At 72.9% G+C, this 15,887-nt stretch carries 12 protein-coding genes and 1 pseudogene; 11 read left to right on the top strand and 2 right to left on the bottom strand.

Annotated features, from left to right (window positions below; genetic code table 11):
- Window positions 1-25: 25 nt before the first annotated feature.
- Together ACQP2P_RS37660 and ACQP2P_RS37655 are read right to left on the bottom strand one after the other, a co-directional pair.
- Entirely contained in the window at window positions 26-736 is a 711-nt protein-coding gene (locus ACQP2P_RS37660; protein WP_433609202.1) for a type 1 glutamine amidotransferase, read from the bottom strand.
- On the bottom strand, window positions 726-1,970 hold the full coding sequence (locus ACQP2P_RS37655; protein ID WP_433609200.1) for a MurT ligase domain-containing protein: 1,245 nt from the start codon (window positions 1,968-1,970) through the stop codon (window positions 726-728). Before ACQP2P_RS37655 ends, ACQP2P_RS37660 begins: the two co-directional genes overlap by 11 nt.
- 413 nt (window positions 1,971-2,383) lie before the next feature.
- Between ACQP2P_RS37655 and mraZ the strand changes: the two genes are divergently transcribed.
- From mraZ to ACQP2P_RS37600, 11 genes and pseudogenes are all read left to right on the top strand, one after another.
- Window positions 2,384-2,815, top strand: a complete 432-nt coding sequence (mraZ, locus tag ACQP2P_RS37650; RefSeq protein ID WP_350615145.1) for a division/cell wall cluster transcriptional repressor MraZ — start codon at window positions 2,384-2,386, stop codon at window positions 2,813-2,815.
- 235 nt (window positions 2,816-3,050) lie between these two features.
- A pseudogene (gene rsmH / locus ACQP2P_RS37645) lies at window positions 3,051-3,980 on the top strand (16S rRNA (cytosine(1402)-N(4))-methyltransferase RsmH); the annotation flags it as partial.
- Between the two features lie 305 nt (window positions 3,981-4,285).
- Complete coding sequence (locus ACQP2P_RS37640; RefSeq protein ID WP_433609198.1) at window positions 4,286-4,606, top strand: hypothetical protein; 321 nt, start codon at window positions 4,286-4,288, stop codon at window positions 4,604-4,606.
- 261 nt (window positions 4,607-4,867) lie between these two features.
- Window positions 4,868-7,057: a penicillin-binding transpeptidase domain-containing protein gene (locus ACQP2P_RS37635; protein ID WP_433609196.1), complete on the top strand. Its 2,190-nt coding sequence runs from the start codon at window positions 4,868-4,870 to the stop codon at window positions 7,055-7,057.
- A 45-nt stretch (window positions 7,058-7,102) separates the two neighbouring features.
- Window positions 7,103-8,575: a UDP-N-acetylmuramoyl-L-alanyl-D-glutamate--2,6-diaminopimelate ligase gene (locus ACQP2P_RS37630; protein WP_433609194.1), complete on the top strand. Its 1,473-nt coding sequence runs from the start codon at window positions 7,103-7,105 to the stop codon at window positions 8,573-8,575.
- Complete coding sequence (locus ACQP2P_RS37625; protein ID WP_433609192.1) at window positions 8,572-9,972, top strand: UDP-N-acetylmuramoyl-tripeptide--D-alanyl-D-alanine ligase; 1,401 nt, start codon at window positions 8,572-8,574, stop codon at window positions 9,970-9,972. The genes ACQP2P_RS37630 and ACQP2P_RS37625 overlap by 4 nt, the downstream gene beginning before the upstream one ends.
- A complete protein-coding gene (gene mraY / locus ACQP2P_RS37620) occupies window positions 9,969-11,090 on the top strand; it encodes a phospho-N-acetylmuramoyl-pentapeptide-transferase (protein WP_433609190.1) in 1,122 nt (373 codons plus the stop codon). Before ACQP2P_RS37625 ends, mraY begins: the two co-directional genes overlap by 4 nt.
- Window positions 11,091-11,151: 61 nt before the next feature.
- Window positions 11,152-12,549, top strand: a complete 1,398-nt coding sequence (locus ACQP2P_RS37615; RefSeq protein WP_433609188.1) for an FtsW/RodA/SpoVE family cell cycle protein — start codon at window positions 11,152-11,154, stop codon at window positions 12,547-12,549.
- A complete protein-coding gene (murG, locus tag ACQP2P_RS37610) occupies window positions 12,549-13,655 on the top strand; it encodes an undecaprenyldiphospho-muramoylpentapeptide beta-N-acetylglucosaminyltransferase (RefSeq protein ID WP_433609186.1) in 1,107 nt (368 codons plus the stop codon). Before ACQP2P_RS37615 ends, murG begins: the two co-directional genes overlap by 1 nt.
- The gene (gene murC / locus ACQP2P_RS37605) at window positions 13,652-15,094 is read left to right on the top strand and encodes a UDP-N-acetylmuramate--L-alanine ligase (protein ID WP_433609184.1); all 1,443 of its coding nucleotides are present in this window, start codon (window positions 13,652-13,654) and stop codon (window positions 15,092-15,094) included. Before murG ends, murC begins: the two co-directional genes overlap by 4 nt.
- A gap of 19 nt (window positions 15,095-15,113) precedes the next feature.
- Window positions 15,114-15,875 carry a cell division protein FtsQ/DivIB gene (locus tag ACQP2P_RS37600; protein WP_433609182.1) on the top strand — a complete coding sequence of 254 codons (762 nt, stop codon included), beginning with the start codon at window positions 15,114-15,116 and terminating at the stop codon, window positions 15,873-15,875.
- The last annotated feature ends 12 nt before the right edge of the window (window positions 15,876-15,887 follow it).

The following is a 15,887-nucleotide window of genomic DNA, read 5'->3' as shown; positions in this document are numbered from 1 at the left end:
CCGGCGACGGGGCCCCAGCGCGGGACTACTTGGCGACGGCGGCCAGGCGCTCGTTGCGCAGGGCCGTCGGCCAGCGGTCGTCGATCGGCTCCATGGTGATCCCGGTGGCCCAGCGCAGCAGCAGGTCCGCGATCGCGGGGTTGCGGGCCAGGGCCGGGCCGTGCGAATACGTGCCCAGGATCCGGCCGTTCCAGGCGCCCTCGGACTGCCCGTCGTTGCCGATGCCGGAGGTCACCTTGGCCAGCGGCTTCACGCCCGGGCCGAGGTGGGTGCGCCCGCCGTGGTTCTCGAAGCCGGTCAGCGCCGGCAGGCCCAGCGCCGGGTGCATCTCCCCGGCCAGCTCGCCCACCGCGCGGGTCTCGCCCCGGTCGGAGTCGATGTCCAGCAGGCCCAGGCCCGGGTACTTCGCCCCCTTCGCGAAGAACGAGTGCCCCATGAGCTGGTAGCCCGCGCACACCGCGAACACCGTCGCGCCCCGCTCCACGGCCCGGCGCAGGTTGCCGTCGGTGGCCAGGCGCTGGGCGGCCAGGGCCTGCGGGCCGTCCTCGCCGCCGCCGATGAGGTAGACGTCCCCGTCGGCCGGCACCGGCTGGTCCGCGCGCACCTCGGCGCACTCCACCGGCAGCCCGCGCAGGTCGGCGCGGCGGGCCAGGATGAGCAGGTTGCCCCGGTCGCCGTAGGTGGACAGCAGGTCCGGGTACAGCCAGATCAGGCGCAGGTGCGACTCAGTTGACACGGTCCAGCTCCGCTCGGATGTCCTGGAAGGCGGTGTAGTTGGCGATGACCTCGAGCCGGCCCGGCGGCACGAGCGAGAGCGCCTGCCCGAACGAGCGCACGTGCTCGAACGGCACCTCGTTGACCTCCAGCCGCACCGCCAGGTCCATGGCCCGGTCGCCGGTGATGAGCACCCGGCGCCCGCGCAGCGGGGAGAAGTCGACGTCGTACAGCCAGGACGTGTCGGCCCCGTCGGGGTCCCGGGCGTTGATGCCGAGCAGCGTGGGGACGTCCTCGGCCATGTCGAACGACTCCAGCCAGCCGGCCGGGTTCTTGGCCAGCAGCAGCCGGATGACGCGCCCGTCGCGGTGCACCGTGGCGTAGCGCCCGGCCACGGAGGCGACCTTGGCCAGCTCCGGCACCGCCTTGGCCGGCGGCACCCCGAAGTGCGCGGCCACGGCCAGGGCGGTCGCGGCGTTCGCGCGGTTCACCCGGCCCGGCAGCTGCAGCGTGATCTGGTGGTACGTCCCCGTGTTGTCGACCACCCCGTCCCCGGACACCGTCCAGTGGGGGACCGGCCGGCTCAGGTTGCCCTCGACGCAGGCCCACTGCTCGCCGTTGCGCTCGATGGACCCGCCGCACTCCGGGCACACCCAGGAGTCGTCGTGGAAGCGCTGGCCCGCGGCGACCCACGTCACCGCCGTGCCCTCGGCCACGGCCTTGCTCGCGGCCCACACGACCATCGGGTCGTCGGCGTTGGCCACGAGGTGCAGCCCGCGGCCGGGCAGCGCGTCGCGCCACAGGGCCGCCATCATGGCGACCTCCTTGGCCCGGTCCAGCTGGTCGCGGCTCAGGTTCAGCAGCGCGACGACCCGCGGCCGGGTCTGGTCGAGCACCTGCTTGAGGTAGTGCTCGTCGACCTCCAGCACGGCATACGGCGTCGCGCCCGCCTTGGCCAGCGCCGAGGTGTGCCCGGTCGGCATGTTGGCACCGAGGCTGTTGGTGGCCACGTCGCCCAGCACGCCCATCGCGGCCGCGGTCAGGCGCGTGGTCGTCGTTTTGCCGTTGGTGCCGGAGATCAGGGCGATCTCCCGGCCCGCGGCGAGCTCGGCGAGCAGGTTCGGGTCGACCATGAGGCCGATCCGGCCGCCGATGACCGAGCCGTCGCCCCGTCCGGTGGCGCGTGACAGCGCGGCGGCCCCGCGCGACAGTGAGGTGGCGAGCTTGGCCCGCATCGGCAGCTTGTTGTCCGTCATCTCGCTTCCACGGTGTCCGGCGATGCGCTGACCCTACCCGGCCCGCGCGACACCCCCAACGGGTCCACCGGCGAACCGCCCGGGCCCGCGCACTCCACACCGCTCCACGGTTTCCCCCACTTTCCTCCACCCGAAACCCCGGACGCGCCGAGTGTGAGGAGATGTTCAGCTAACTGGGCGTTATGTCCGGATTCTGGAGCCGGTGGAGTCGCCTCCCCCGATCGGGCACGCCCAGGCTCCTCCACCAGGCTCCACCCCGTTTGACGTGGGATTTCTTCACACGGCGCGCGCCTGGATCGGGCGGTTTTCCGTTGACGGTGGAGGGAAGTGGAGTACAGTGGAGCGCGATGGCGGAGCCGGGGGGCTCGGCCGGCCCCGGGGGGACCGTTCGCGGTGGGAAGGGGTGGTTGTCCGTGTTTCTGGGCACCCACACTCCTCGCCTGGACGAAAAGGGCCGGTTGATCCTGCCGGCCAAGTTTCGGGACGAGCTGGCGGGAGGTGTCGTGATCACCAAGGGACAGGAACGCTGCCTCTACGTGTTCCCCGGCGCCGAGTTCGCCCGGATCGCCGAACAGCTTCGCGCCACACCGATGACGAACAAGGCGGCCCGCGCCTACGGCCGGGTGTTCTTCGCCAGCGCCCACGACGAGGTTCCCGACCGCCAGGGCCGGGTCACCATCCCGCAGCATCTGCGCGAGTATGCCGGGCTGGATCGCGACCTCGTGGTGATCGGGGCGAGCACCCGGGTGGAGATCTGGGACCGCCAGGCGTGGGACACGTACCTCGCCGAGAGTGAAGAGGACTTCGCGGGCATCGAGGAGGGGGTGCTGCCGGGAGGACTGTGAGATCCCTGCAGCAACCGACTTGAGGCCGCCGTACCGGCAGCTCTCCAGCCGCTCAGAGTTTCTCGAAGTCCTGACGCCACTTCCCCGGCGCCAGGGCGGAGGGGCGGATGGGGAGCTGGCGGTACGGCGCTCGCGCACTTGAGCACGTTTTTGGGGAGCACCACGGCGGGACCGCGAATCCCGTCGTCTGCATCACTACGGCGGGTGGTGGTCCGCCGCCGGCAGGGGGTCGACGATGGGGGAGCGGGACGTTCACGTGCCCGTGCTGCTCGAGCGCTGCCTCGAGCTGCTCGCCCCCGCGCTGGCCCGGCCCGCAGCGTTGTACCTCGACGCCACCCTCGGCCTCGGCGGCCACGCCGAGGCCGTGCTCCGCGCGCACCCGCAGGCCCGGCTGCTGGGCCTGGACCGCGACCCGCAGGCCCTCGGCCTCGCGGCGAAGCGGCTGGCACCGTTCGCCGACCGGATCCGCCTCGTGCACGCCGTCTACGACGAGCTGCCCGAGGTCCTCGGCGACGAGCGGATCGACGCCGGTCTGTTCGACCTGGGCGTGTCGTCGATGCAGCTCGACGACGCCGGACGGGGGTTCGCCTACGCCCAGGACGCACCACTGGACATGCGCATGGACCAGACGCGCGGCACGACCGCGGCCGAGGTGCTCAACACCTACAGCCACGGCGAGCTGGCCCGGGTCCTGCGTGTCTACGGGGAGGAGAAGTTCGCCTCCCGCATCGCCGCGTCCATCGTCCGGGAGCGTGAGAAGACGCCGCTGACGAGCTCGGCCCGCCTTGCCGAGCTCGTCCGTGACGCCATCCCCGCGCCCGCCCGGCGCACCGGCGGTCACCCGGCCAAACGCACCTTCCAGGCGCTGCGCATCGAGGTCAACCGCGAGCTCGCGGTCCTCGAGTCGGCGATCCCCGCGGCGCTCGACGCGCTGCGGCCCGGGGGGCGGCTGGTCGTGCTGTCGTACCACTCGCTCGAAGACCGCCTGGTCAAGCAGGCGATCACGGAACGGACCCGCTCGACCGTCCCGGTCGAGCTGCCGTTCGAGCCGCCTGGCAGCGAACCGGAGCTGCGGGCGCTCACCCGGGGGGCCGAGCTCCCCGGCGCGGCCGAAACAGCGGCCAACCCGCGCGCGGCGTCGGTTCGGCTCCGCGCGGTGGAACGCAAGCCACGCCCGAATCCGTCTGGAGTTCGGGCAGACACACTGGGGGAGGTGTGATGAACGTGACGACACTGCCGGCTGACCGGCAGGGAAGGAGTCAGCGCGGTGCACCGCGGTCGGGGGGCCGGACCACGGGGCGCAGCGCTGAGCAGTTCGAGGCGCGACGGGACCCACAGATCGACGGTGCGACGGCACTGCAACCGCAGTACGAGCCGGAGCCCGAGACCGAGCACGAGATCAAGCACGAGTTCAGGAACAGCCCGTCGTCGACCCAGCCCGCCCGACCGGGGCGGGAGGGCCGTCTGCGGGTGGCACCGCCGGCACCGGTCAGTGCGCCGCGGGCGCCCTTCGTGGCGCTGGTGCTGGTGCTGGTGCTCACGGGCGTCGTGGGCATCCTGGTGCTCAACACCCGGATCGCCGAGAACGCGTTCAAGCTGGACGCGCTCAAGACCAAGCAGGCGGGCCTCGACCGCGACGAGGAGCGGCTGCGCAGCGATCTGGCCAACAAGGAGTCGCCGGTGACGCTCGCGTCGCGGGCGAAGCAGCTGGGGCTCGTGCCCTCGCGCACGCCGGCGTTCCTGGTGCTGCCCGACGGCACCAAGCTGGAGATGCCCGGTCCGAGCAAGTAACCAAGCGATTCCACCAAGTCCAGAGCGGGATCCACTGCAGATCCACTGTGGACACGAACGGAAGTCAGGACCATGGCTGGCGACACTTCTGATCGGCGGGGCGGCGAGCGGCGCGGGGGCGCCGGGCGCCGGGAGACCACCGACCGCGGGAGCGGAGCCGGCCGGCAGCGGACGGGCGGTCGCGCCGGTGCGGGGGGTACCGGTGCCTCCGCCCGTTCCCGTTCGGGCGGGGCGGCCGACGAGCCGCCGCTGCGCGGGACGATGTCCGAGGCGAAGCGGTACACGCCGCGCGGGCGCTCCGTGCGCGACGCCTCGGTCGACGCGGGCGGGCGCGGGGACCCGTTCCGCCCCGCCCTGGAGGTGATCCAGGGCGGGCGCAGCGAGCAGCCGCGGCGCGCGAGCCGCCGCCCCGCGGCGCCCGAGCCCGAGCCCGCCCGCACCGACCTGGACCGGGAGGAGCCACCGCGGCAGCGGCGCACCCCGCCCGCCCGCAAGGCCGCGAACCCGGCGGCGCGCAAGGCCGGGAACCCGGCGGCGCGCAAGACCGCGAACCCGGCCGCCCGCAAGACCGCGAACCCGGCGGCGAGCTCGCCGCTGCGCAAGCCGGTGAACCCGCGCAAGGCGCCCGCCAGGCGCACGCCGGTGCGCAAGAAGCAGAGCCGGGTGACCGTGCCCCGCCTCAAGCGCCGCCCCGGCCTGCCCAAGCTCGCCGAGCCGCGCCGCCGCCTGCGCCTGGCCACCGTCCTCGCGCTGGTGCTGTTCGCCGCGATCGGCGTGCGCCTGGTGCAGCTGCAGCTGACGGACGCGAGCGCGTACGCCGCCGAGGGGCTCAAGGACCGCCTCGTGCGCGCCGTGCTGCCGGCCTCGCGCGGCGCCATCCTGGACCGCGACGGCAAGATCCTGGTGCACTCGGTCGAGACCCGTTACGTCGCGGTGGACCCGATGGCGGTGAAGGACCCCGAGGCCCTGGCCGACAAGCTTTTCGCGATCCTGGACAAGTACGGCGTGCCGCGCTCCGACCTCGTGCGCAAGATGACCCCGCACAAGGGCGCCGACGGCCGGACCAACGTGCGCTTCGAATACCTCGTGCACCAGATCGAGCCGGCCGACGGCGACCGCATCGAGGCGCTGCACGTCGGCGCGCTCAAGGTCGACCGCGACGAGCGCCGCGAGATCCCCGGCTACGACCTGGCCTCGAACATCATCGGCTACACGTCCAAGCCCGACCTGAACGGGCAGATGGGCATCGAGAAGCAGTACGACTCGGTGCTGCGCGGCGTCGACGGGCTGCACGTGTACGAGCACGGCGAGGGCGACCTCGACAAGCCGCTGCCCTACGGCTACGAGGAGCTCAAGCCGGCCCGCCCGGGCAGCAACGTGGAGCTCACCATCAGCCAGGACCTGCAGTTCTCGGTGCAGAGCGCCCTCGCCGAGCGGATGGAGCCGCTGAAGGCCGACTTCGCCACGGCCGTCGTGCTCGACGCGCGCACGTCGGAGGTGATGGCGATGGCCAGCTACCCGTCCTTCGCCTCCGCCGACCCGGGCCGCACCGACCCGAGCCTGCTCAAGGACCAGTGCACCGCGACGGTCTTCGACCCCGGCTCGATCCACAAGGCGATCGTCATGGGGGCCGCGCTCCAGGAGGGGATCATCACCCCGTCCTCGGTGGTCACGGTGAACTCGAAGGTGAAGAAGGGCGACACCACCTACACCGACCACCCGCCGCAGCGCGACGGTACGCAGATGACCATCCCGGGCATCCTGGCGCTGTCGTCCAACGTCGGCACCATCGCGGTCGCGGACCGGCTGGGCAAGGACAAGCTGTACGAGTACCAGCAGAAGTTCGGGCTCGGCCAGCGCACCGGTGTCGGGCTGCCCAACGAGTCGCCCGGCCAGCTCCTGCCGCCGGACCAGTGGACCGGCTCCAGCCCGGGCTCGATCCCGATCGGCAACGGCGTGGCCACGACGGCCCTGCAGATGGCGGTGGTGTACGGCACGATCGCCAACGACGGCCTCTACGTCCAGCCGACCCTGGTGAAGAAGATCATCGCGCCCGACGGCACCGTGACGAAGCCGCCGGCCCAGCAGACCCGCCGGGTGCTCGACCCCAAGGTCGCGCAGGAGCTGCGGGTGATGCTCGAGGGCGTGACCACGCTCGACGACGCCACCGGCAAGCAGGCGGCGATCCCGGGCTACCGCATCGCCGGCAAGACCGGCACCTCGAAGCTGCCGCAGAACGGCGGCTACGCCCCGGGCGACGTCGTGTCGTTCATCGGCATGGCCCCGGCCGAGGCGCCCCGCTACGTCATCGCGGTGAACGCGCACGTGCCCGGCGGCGCGGGCGGCTCGGTGGCCGCGCCGGCGTTCAAGGAGATGATGGCGCTCACCCTGTCCACGTTCGGGGTCACCCCGACCGGCACCGAGCCGCCGAAGCTGACGATCTACCCGTGACACCGCCTCCGGGGCCTCGCGGCCGGGCGGGTAGGGTCTGACCCCGTGCCCGGCTATCCCCGTCCGCGGAATGTCCGCCCCACGCTCATCGGTGAGCTGGGCGGCGGCTCGGAAGACGTTTCGGTCACGGGGGTGACACACAGTAGCTCGGCGGTCCTGCCGGGTGATCTCTATGCGGCACTGCCGGGAGCCAGGGTGCACGGGGCCCAGTTCATCCCCGAGGCGCTCGAACGCGGCGCGGTCGCGGTGCTCACCGACCCCGCCGGGGTGCGCCCCGACGCCGGGGTGCCGTTCATCGTCGTGGACAAGCCCCGCGACGTGCTCGGCGACGTCGCCTCGAAGGTGTACGGCGAGCCGACCCGCCGCCTGAGCACCATCGGCGTCACCGGCACCGCGGGCAAGACCTCGACCACCTACCTCATCGAGGCCGGGCTGCGCGCCGCCGGCCAGGTCACGGGCCTCATCGGCACCGTCGAGACCCGGCTGGGCGACCTGACCGTCAAGAGCATCCGCACCACCCCCGAGGCGACCGACCTGCACGCCCTCTTCGCCGCGGCGCTCGAGCGCGGCGTGCAGTCGGTGGCCATGGAAGTCTCCAGCCACGCCCTCGAGGTCGGCCGGGTCGGCGGGGTCCGCTTCGCCGCCGCCGGCTTCACCAACTTCGGCCTGGACCACCTCGACTTCCACCCGTCGGTGGAGGCCTACTTCGCGGCCAAGGCGCGCCTGTTCGACGGCCGCGCCGCCGTGGAGATCCTCAACTTCGACGATGTGTCGGTAATGCGACTGCGCAAGCCGGGGTCGTGGACCTACTCCATTGCGGGTGACCAAGCCGACTTCAGCGTCTCCGGCGTGACCCCCGCCGGCTACGGCCAGGCGTTCGACGTGCACTGGCGAGGGCGGACGGCCCGGTCGGGCGTCCAGCTGCCCGGGCGGCACAACGTGGCCAACGCGCTGCTCGCCATCGCCTCCCTCCTGGCCGTCGGCGTCGACCTCGACGTCGCGGCCCGGGCCGTGGCCGAGGCGCCCGGCTCGCCGGGGCGCATGGAGCGCGTCGAGGCCCCCGGCGAGGTCGTCGGCGTCGTGGACTACGCGCACAAGCCCGACGCCATGGTCGAGGTCCTCAAGGCGCTGCGCACCCTCGCGGCCGCGCGCGGCGGCCGGGTGCTCTGTGTCGTCGGGGCCGGTGGCGACCGGGACCGCGGCAAGCGCCCGCTCATGGGCCGGGCCGCCGCCGACGGGGCCGACCTCGTGATCGTCACCGACGACAACCCGCGCACCGAGGACCCGGCCGCGATCCGCGCCGAGGTGCTCGCCGGGGCCGCGGGCGGCCCGGCCGACGTGGTGGAGATCGGCGGCCGGCGCGACGCCATCGCCTACGCGGTCGCGCAGGCCAAGCCCGGTGACGTGGTCGCGCTGCTGGGCAAGGGGCACGAGACGGGTCAGGAGGTGGGCGGCGAGGTGCTCCCGTTCGACGACCGGGTGGAGCTGGCCGCCGCGCTGGCGGAGGCGGCCTCATGATCGCGCTGACGCTGGCCGAGATCGCCGCGATCGTCGGGGGCGAGCTGCACGGCGGCGGCGGGGACGCGGTGGTCGACGGCAGCGTGGAGTACGACTCCCGCAAGATCGGTCCCGGGAGCCTCTTCGTGGCCTTCGCGGGCGCGAAGGTCGACGCCCACGAGTTCGCCCCCAAGGCGATGGCCGACGGCGCCGCCGGAGTCCTCGGCAGCCGGCCCGTGCCCGGGGTGCCCGTCGTCGTCGTGGACGACCCCCGCCACGCGCTCGGGCTGCTGGCCCGCGCGGTGCTCGACCGGCTGCACGCCGGGGCCGGCATCACCGTCGTGGCGCTCACCGGCTCCTCGGGCAAGACCAGCACCAAGGACCTCGTCGCCCGGCTGCTCGCCGCCCAGGGCCCGACCGTGGCCACCGCCGGCTCGGAGAACAACGAGCTCGGCACGCCCTACACGGTGCTCAAGGCCGACGAGCACACCCGCTTCCTCGTGCTCGAGATGGGCGCGCGGGGCATCGGGCACCTCAAGTACCTCTGCGAGATCGCCCCGCCGGACGTCGCCGTCGAGCTCAACGTGGGCGTCGCGCACATCGCCGAGTTCGGCTCCGTCGACGCCATCGCGCAGGCCAAGGGCGAGCTGGTCGAGGCGCTCGGCCCCGGCGGCGTCGCGGTGCTCAACGCCGACGACGAGCGGGTCCGGGCCATGGCCGGGCGCACCACGGGCCGCGTCGTGCTGGCCGGCGAGGCCGCCGACGCGCAGGTGCGCGCGAGCGACGTCGTGGCCCTGGACCGCGGCCGGTTCGGCTTCACCCTCACCGTCCCCGGCGCGGCGCCCGTCCCGGTCCGCCTCGGCGTCGCGGGGCGTCACAGCGTCGGCAACGCGTTGCTCGCCGCGGCCGTCGCGACCCTGGCCGGCCTCGAGCCGGCCGCGATCGCGGCGGGACTCGGCGATCTCGAGGGCTTGTCGACCCGAAGGATGGATGTCTTCGACCGTGCCGACGATGTCACGGTCATCGACGACTCGTTCAACGCCAACCCGGCGTCCATGGCGGCCGCGCTGCGCGCGCTCGTCGCGGTGGCCGGCGGGCGGCGCAAGATCGCCGTGCTCGGCTTCATGGCGGAGCTCGGCGGGTACGAGCGAGCCGGACACGAGGAGGTCGGTCGTCTCGCCGCGGAGCTCGGCGTCGACCGTCTCGTGGCCGTCAGCGAGCAGGCCGCGCCGATCCTGACCGGAGCGGCCGCCGTGGCGAGTTGGGGAGGAGACTCGGTGCTCGTGACCGATCAGGAGGCCGCCGTGGCGCTGCTGCGCGCCGAGCTGCTTCCGCGCGACGTGGTCCTGGTCAAGGGATCGCGCTACCGGACCTGGGACGTCGCCGACGCCCTGCGCACGGAAGATTTCCGCAAGTGAGGGCCGTCTTCGTCGCGGCGTTCGTCGCGTTTCTCATCTCGCTGTTCGGCACGCCGATCGCGATCAAGTACTTCACCCGCCTGAAGGCCGACCAGCCCATCCGCACCGAGGGCCCGCAGACCCACCTCGGCAAGAAGGGCACGCCGACCATGGGCGGCGTGGTGTTCATCTTCGCCACGCTGGTCGCCTACACCGGCGGGCACATCGCGCTCACCACGCTGCCCGACGCCCAGCTGCGCCCGGCCGGCCCGACGGCCACCGCGGTCGTGCTGCTGGGCCTGTTCGTCTTCACCGGCCTGCTCGGCTTCCTCGACGACTACCTCAAGGTCGCCAAGCGCAACAGCGACGGGCTGAACAAGCGGGGCAAGCTCATCGGCCAGGCGCTCATCGGCGCCATCTTCGGCGCGATCGCGCTCTACGTCTCCGCCGACAAGACCGGCCGCCAGGTCGTCACCACCGTGGCCAGCCCGAAGCTGTCGTGGGTGCACGACATCGACTGGCTGAACATCGGCAAGATCGCCGCGGTGATCTTCTTCGTGTTCGTGGTCATGTCGATGTCCAACGCGGTCAACCTGACCGACGGCCTCGACGGCCTCGCGACCGGCACGTCGATCCTGGTGCTGATCAGCTACATGGCGATCGCGTTCTGGCAGTACCGGCACTGGTGCGCCGACCCGCAGTACCAGGCCCCCTACTGCTACGACGTGCGCGACCCGCTGGAGATGGCCCTGATCGCCGGGGCCGCCGTCGGCGCGCTCGTCGGCTTCCTGTGGTGGAACACCTCCCCGGCCCGCATCTTCATGGGCGACACCGGCTCCATGGCGCTCGGCTCGCTCATCGCCGGGCTCGCGGTGGCCACGAAGACCATCCTGCTGCTGCCGCTGCTGGGCCTGCTCTTCGTGATCATCGTGGTGACCTGGGTCATGCAGATCGGCTCGTACCGCACCACCGGCAAACGCATCTTCCGGATGGTCCCGCTCCAGCACCACTTCGAGCTGGCCGGATGGAGCGAGGTCAACATCGTGGTCCGGTTCTGGATCATCTCCGGTCTCGGCGTCGCGGCGGCCCTCGGGCTCTTCGCCGCCGACTTCCTGCGTGTGATGAGCGGCGCTTCCTGAGGCACATCCCGACGGCGCGTCGCGGCCACCGTGCCGCGGCGCAGCCGGAATGATGGGCGGCATGAGGAGCGACGGGGAGGAAGTTCCGAACGAGGGCGGCTGGCTCGCCAACCTGGTCGGGTCGCTGCGGGGTCTGCTGGACCGTCCGCTCGCCTCCTACTACCTGCTGCTGTCCAGCGTCGGCCTGCTCGTGTTCATCGGCCTGGTCATGGTGTTCTCGGTGACCAGCGTCAACAGCTACGCGACCACGGGCAGCCCGTTCACGTCGATCGTCAAGCAGGCGCTCTCGGCCGTGGTCGGCCTGCTGGCGTTCTGGGTGTGCCAGCGGCTGCCGGTGCGCACGTTCCGCGCCGTGGCCATCCCGATGCTGATCGCCTCGATCGTGCTCATGTGCTTCGTGGATCTGATGGGCTGGCTGTCGGGCCGCCGCGCCCCCGACGGACAGAGCGCGTCGGCGATCCACCTCGGGCCGATCTGGGTCGAGGACCTGTGGCTGCACGTCGGCGGCTTCCAGATCCAGCCGGCCGAGCTGGCCAAGATCGCGCTCGTGGTCTGGGGCGCCGACCTGCTCGTGCGCAAGGGCCGCACCATCATGACCTGGCGCGAGCTGGCCATGCCGCTGTTCCCGGTGACGATCCTGCTGCTGATCCTCGTGGGCTACAACGACCTCGGCTCGATGATCTGCATGGTGGTGCTCTTCACCGGGCTGCTGTGGGCGGCCGGGGCCCGGCTGCCGGTCTTCGGCTGGCTCGGCGGGTTCTTCCTCGCGGGCGTGGTCGCGCTCATCCTGCTGCCGGCCAAGAAGGACTACCGGCTGGACCGGCTCAAGGTCTTCTTCGACCCGAGCATCGACCCGGACGCGAAGGCGGGGCGGTACCAGTACCTGCGCGGCCTGTGGGCGGTCTCCGACGGCGGCTGGTTCGGCGTCGGCCTCGGCCAGGGCCAGCTCAAGTGGGGCCGGCTGCCCAACGCGCACAACGACTTCATCTTCGCCATCGTCGCCGAGGAGCTCGGCGTGGTCGGCTGCATGGTCGTGCTGCTGCTGTTCGGCATGCTCACCTACACCGGCCTGCGCATCGCCCGCCGCGTCGAGGACCCCTTCCGCCGCCTGGTCGCCGCGGCGATCACGATCTGGTTCGTCGGCCAGGCGATCATCAACATCGGCGGCGTCGTCGGCCTGATGCCGATCACCGGCCTGCCGCTGCCGTTCATCTCCGACGGCGGCAGCGCCCTGGTCGTCGCGCTCGGCGCGGCCGGCATCCTCACGTCGGCGGCCCGCGCCGAGCCGGACTGCGCGCGAGCCATGCACGCCCGTCCGCCGCGCAAATGGGTGCGACTACTCTGGGCGCCGTTGCCGCCGCTTCCGCGCGCTCGCGAGGACGACGACGGCACGGACCCTTCGACACGCACGACGGGCCGGCCCACCTTCGCGGGGCCGCCCCGCGGAAGGAGCACCTGATGGCAGCGCTGCGCTCGGTGGTGCTGGCCGGCGGAGGCACCGGCGGGCACATCTACCCGCTGCTGGCCTTCGCCGACTGCCTGCGCAGGCACGACCCCGACGTCCGCATCACGTGTCTGGGCTCGGCGAGCGGCATGGAGAACGACCTCATCCCGCGGGCCGGCTACGACCTGCGGCACGTCCCGGCCTACCAACTGCCGCGCTCGGTGAACATGAACCTGGTGCGCACCCCGGACCGGATGTGGAGGGCGGCGAAGGCGGCCCGCGCGATCCTGGACGAGGTCAACGCCGATGCCGTGGTCGGCTTCGGGGGGTACGTGTCCGTCCCGGCCTACCTGGCCGCCTGGCGGCGCAAGACGCCCAGCGTGATCCACGAGGTCAACGTCCCCATGGGCGTGGCCAACAAGATGGCCATGCGGTTCACCAAGAACGTCGTGCTCGGCTTCCCCCACCAGGCCCGGCAGATGCCGGCCGTGGCGGACGCGCCGGTGGTCGGGGTGCCGCTGCGGCAGAGCATCACGACCCTGGACCGGGCCGCCCGCCGCGCCGAGGCCCGCCGCTCCTTCGGCCTCGACCCCGATCTTCCGACGCTCTTCGTCTTCGGCGCGTCTTCGGGCGCCCGCTCGATCAACAACGCGGTGGCCGGCGCGGCCAAGGCGATCACCTCGGCCGGCGTGCAGGTGCTGCACATCGTCGGGGCCCGCAACGAGGACTTCGAGATCCCGGCCGGCCTGCCCGCGCCGTACGTGCGGATCAAGTTCCTCTCCGAGATGGAGCTCGGCTACGCCGCCGGTGACCTGGCGATCTGCCGCGGCGGCGCGATCACCTGCGCCGAGACCGCGGCGATCGGCATCCCGGCCGTTTACGTGCCGCTGCCCTGGGGCAACGGCGAGCAGCGGCGCAACGCCCTGCCGGTGGTCGAGGCCGGCGGCGGCCTGATCGTCGAGGACGGCGACCTGTCGCCCGAATACGTGGCCCAGCAGATCGTCCCGCTGGTGCGAGACGGCGCCCGGCTCGCGGCGATGAGCCGCGCGGCCGCCGGATACGGGCGCCGCGACGGCGACGAGGCCCTTCGTCGGTATCTGCTGAAGGTGGTCGGAGCATGAGCACGGGGATTACTGCCGAAGAGCTCGGCAAGGTGCACCTCGTCGGGGTCGGCGGGGTCGGCATGAGCGGGCTCGCCCGTCTGCTGCTCACCCGAGGCATCCCGACCTCGGGCAGCGAGCTCAAGGAGTGGCCCCACCTGGCCGCCCTCAAGGCCCTCGGCGGCACGATCTACCGCACCCACGAGCCGTCCAACCTCGACGGCGTGGACACGGTCGTCTACTCCACCGCCATTCCCAAGGACCACATCGAGCTCGTCACCGCCCGCGAGCGGGGCCTGCGCCTGCTGCACCGCTCCGAGGCCCTGGCCGCGACCATGAACGGCCGGCGCGCCGTGGCCGTGGCCGGCACGCACGGCAAGACGACCACCACCTCGATGATCACGCTGATCCTCCAGCACGCCGGGCTCGACCCGTCGTTCGTGATCGGCGGGGAGATCTCCGCCATCGGCTCCAGCGCCCACCACGGCAGCGGCGAGCTGTTCGTGGCCGAGGCCGACGAGAGCGACCGCTCGTTCCTGCTCTACACCCCGCACGTCGCGCTCGTCACCAACATCGACGCCGACCACCTCAACACCTACGGCGACCTGCAGGGCCTCGAGGACGCGTTCGTCGAGTTCTGCGGCCGGGTCGAGCCGGGCGGGTTCGTGGTCACGTGCGCCGACGACCCCGGCGCGATGCGGATGGCGGTGCGGGCCCGGGCGGCCGGCGCCGACGTCGTCACCTACGGCACCGCACCCGACGCCGACCTGCGCATCAGCGAGGTCCGCTCCTCGGTGCACGGGGTGCGCTACATGGCCCACCACGACGGGGTGCCGCTGGGCGAGGTGTTCCTGCCGGTGCCGGGCGCGCACCTGGGCCTCAACTCGGCCGGGGCGATCCTCACCGCGCTGCGGCTGGGCGTGCCGGCCGAGACGGCGATCGAGAGCCTGGCGACGTTCCCGGGTGTGCGCCGCCGCTTCGAGTTCAAGGGCACCGAGGGCGGGGTGCGGGTCTACGACGAGTACGCCTACCACCCGGTGCCGATCGCCGCGGCCCTGCGCACGCTGCGCGACGTGGCCGGCGAGGGGCGGCTCGTGGTGGTGTTCCAGCCGTACCGGGTGTACCGCACCCGCGACTTCCAGGCCGAGATCGCCGAGGGCCTCTCGCTCGCCGACGAGGCCGTGATCATGGAGGTCTTCGGCCCCGGCGAGGTGCGCGAGCCGGGCGAGGGCGGCGTCGCGCTGACCGCGGCGGTGAACTTGCCCGACGCGCAGAAGGTGTTCGTGCCGTCCTGGGAGGACGTGCCCGGCGAGGTGGTGGCCCGCGTCCGCGAGGGCGACGTGGTCGTCACCATGGGCGCGCCGCCGATCTCGCTCATGGGCGACGAGCTGCTCGCCGCGCTCAAGGGCGGGGACGAGCCGGACGGGTACGTGGGCCGGCACTCGCGGGCCGACGACTGACGGTAAGGACTGATCGCCGGTGAGCCAGACGCGCGGATGGCGGCTCGTCCTGGCCCCCCGCGGTGCGCCGCCGTCGGTGCGGCTCTTCGCGGCCCGGGCCCGGCGGCACCGCCTCCGCGCGGCGCTGCCCTGGCTCGTGGCGCTGGGGCTCGCGGCGCTGCTCGGCGGGGCGGCGGCGGTGGTGTACCTCACCCCGGCCCTCGGCGTCGAGCGCATCGAGGTCGCCGGCGCCGGCGTGCTCGACCCGGCGTCGGTGCGCGCGGCCGCCGCCGTGCGCGACGGCACCCCGATGCCGCGGGTGGACGTGCGCGCGGTCGAGCGCCGCGTGCGCGAGGCGCTCAAGCCGGTGCGCACCGTGCGGGTCCAGACGCACTACCCGCACACCCTCGCGATCGCGGTCACCGAGCGCACCGCGGTCGCGGCCGTGCCCAAGGTCGGCGGCTTCACGCTGCTCGACGCCGAGGGGGTGGCGTTCCTGCCGGTCGACGCCGCCCCTCCGGGCCTGCCGATGCTCCGCGTCGCCCAGCCCGAGCCCGGCGACGCCACCACCGAGAGCGCCCTGACCGTGCTGGCCGCGCTCTCCCCGCCGGTGCTCGCGCAGATGACGGCGCTGGTCGCCGAGTCGCCGACCCGGATCAAGCTGGAGCTGACCGGCGGGCGGGTCGTGCTGTGGGGCGACGCCACCCAGAACGCGGCCAAGGTCCGGGTCCTGGAGCGCACGACGATCGAGGCGGGGCACACGCTGGACGTGAGCGCGCCCGGTGTCGTGCTGGAGAAGTGACTTCGGGCACGT

It is taken from the genome of Dactylosporangium sp. CA-139114 (assembly GCF_050955725.1).
In the GTDB taxonomy this organism is placed as follows: domain Bacteria; phylum Actinomycetota; class Actinomycetes; order Mycobacteriales; family Micromonosporaceae; genus Dactylosporangium.
This window is presented reverse-complemented; position numbering and strand designations above follow the sequence as displayed.

What these genes read in the sequence shown, in the direction of transcription:
- ACQP2P_RS37655 (WP_433609200.1), bottom strand. Translation starts at nt 1,970, where the DNA reads ATGACGGACAACAAGCTGCCGATGCGGGCCAAGCTCGCCACCTCACTG.
- ACQP2P_RS37635 (WP_433609196.1), top strand. Translation starts at nt 4,868, where the DNA reads ATGTCCGAGGCGAAGCGGTACACGCCGCGCGGGCGCTCCGTGCGCGAC.
- ACQP2P_RS37625 (WP_433609192.1), top strand. Translation starts at nt 8,572, where the DNA reads ATGATCGCGCTGACGCTGGCCGAGATCGCCGCGATCGTCGGGGGCGAG.
- ACQP2P_RS37615 (WP_433609188.1), top strand. Translation starts at nt 11,152, where the DNA reads ATGAGGAGCGACGGGGAGGAAGTTCCGAACGAGGGCGGCTGGCTCGCC.
- murG (WP_433609186.1), top strand. Translation starts at nt 12,549, where the DNA reads ATGGCAGCGCTGCGCTCGGTGGTGCTGGCCGGCGGAGGCACCGGCGGG.
- murC (WP_433609184.1), top strand. Translation starts at nt 13,652, where the DNA reads ATGAGCACGGGGATTACTGCCGAAGAGCTCGGCAAGGTGCACCTCGTC.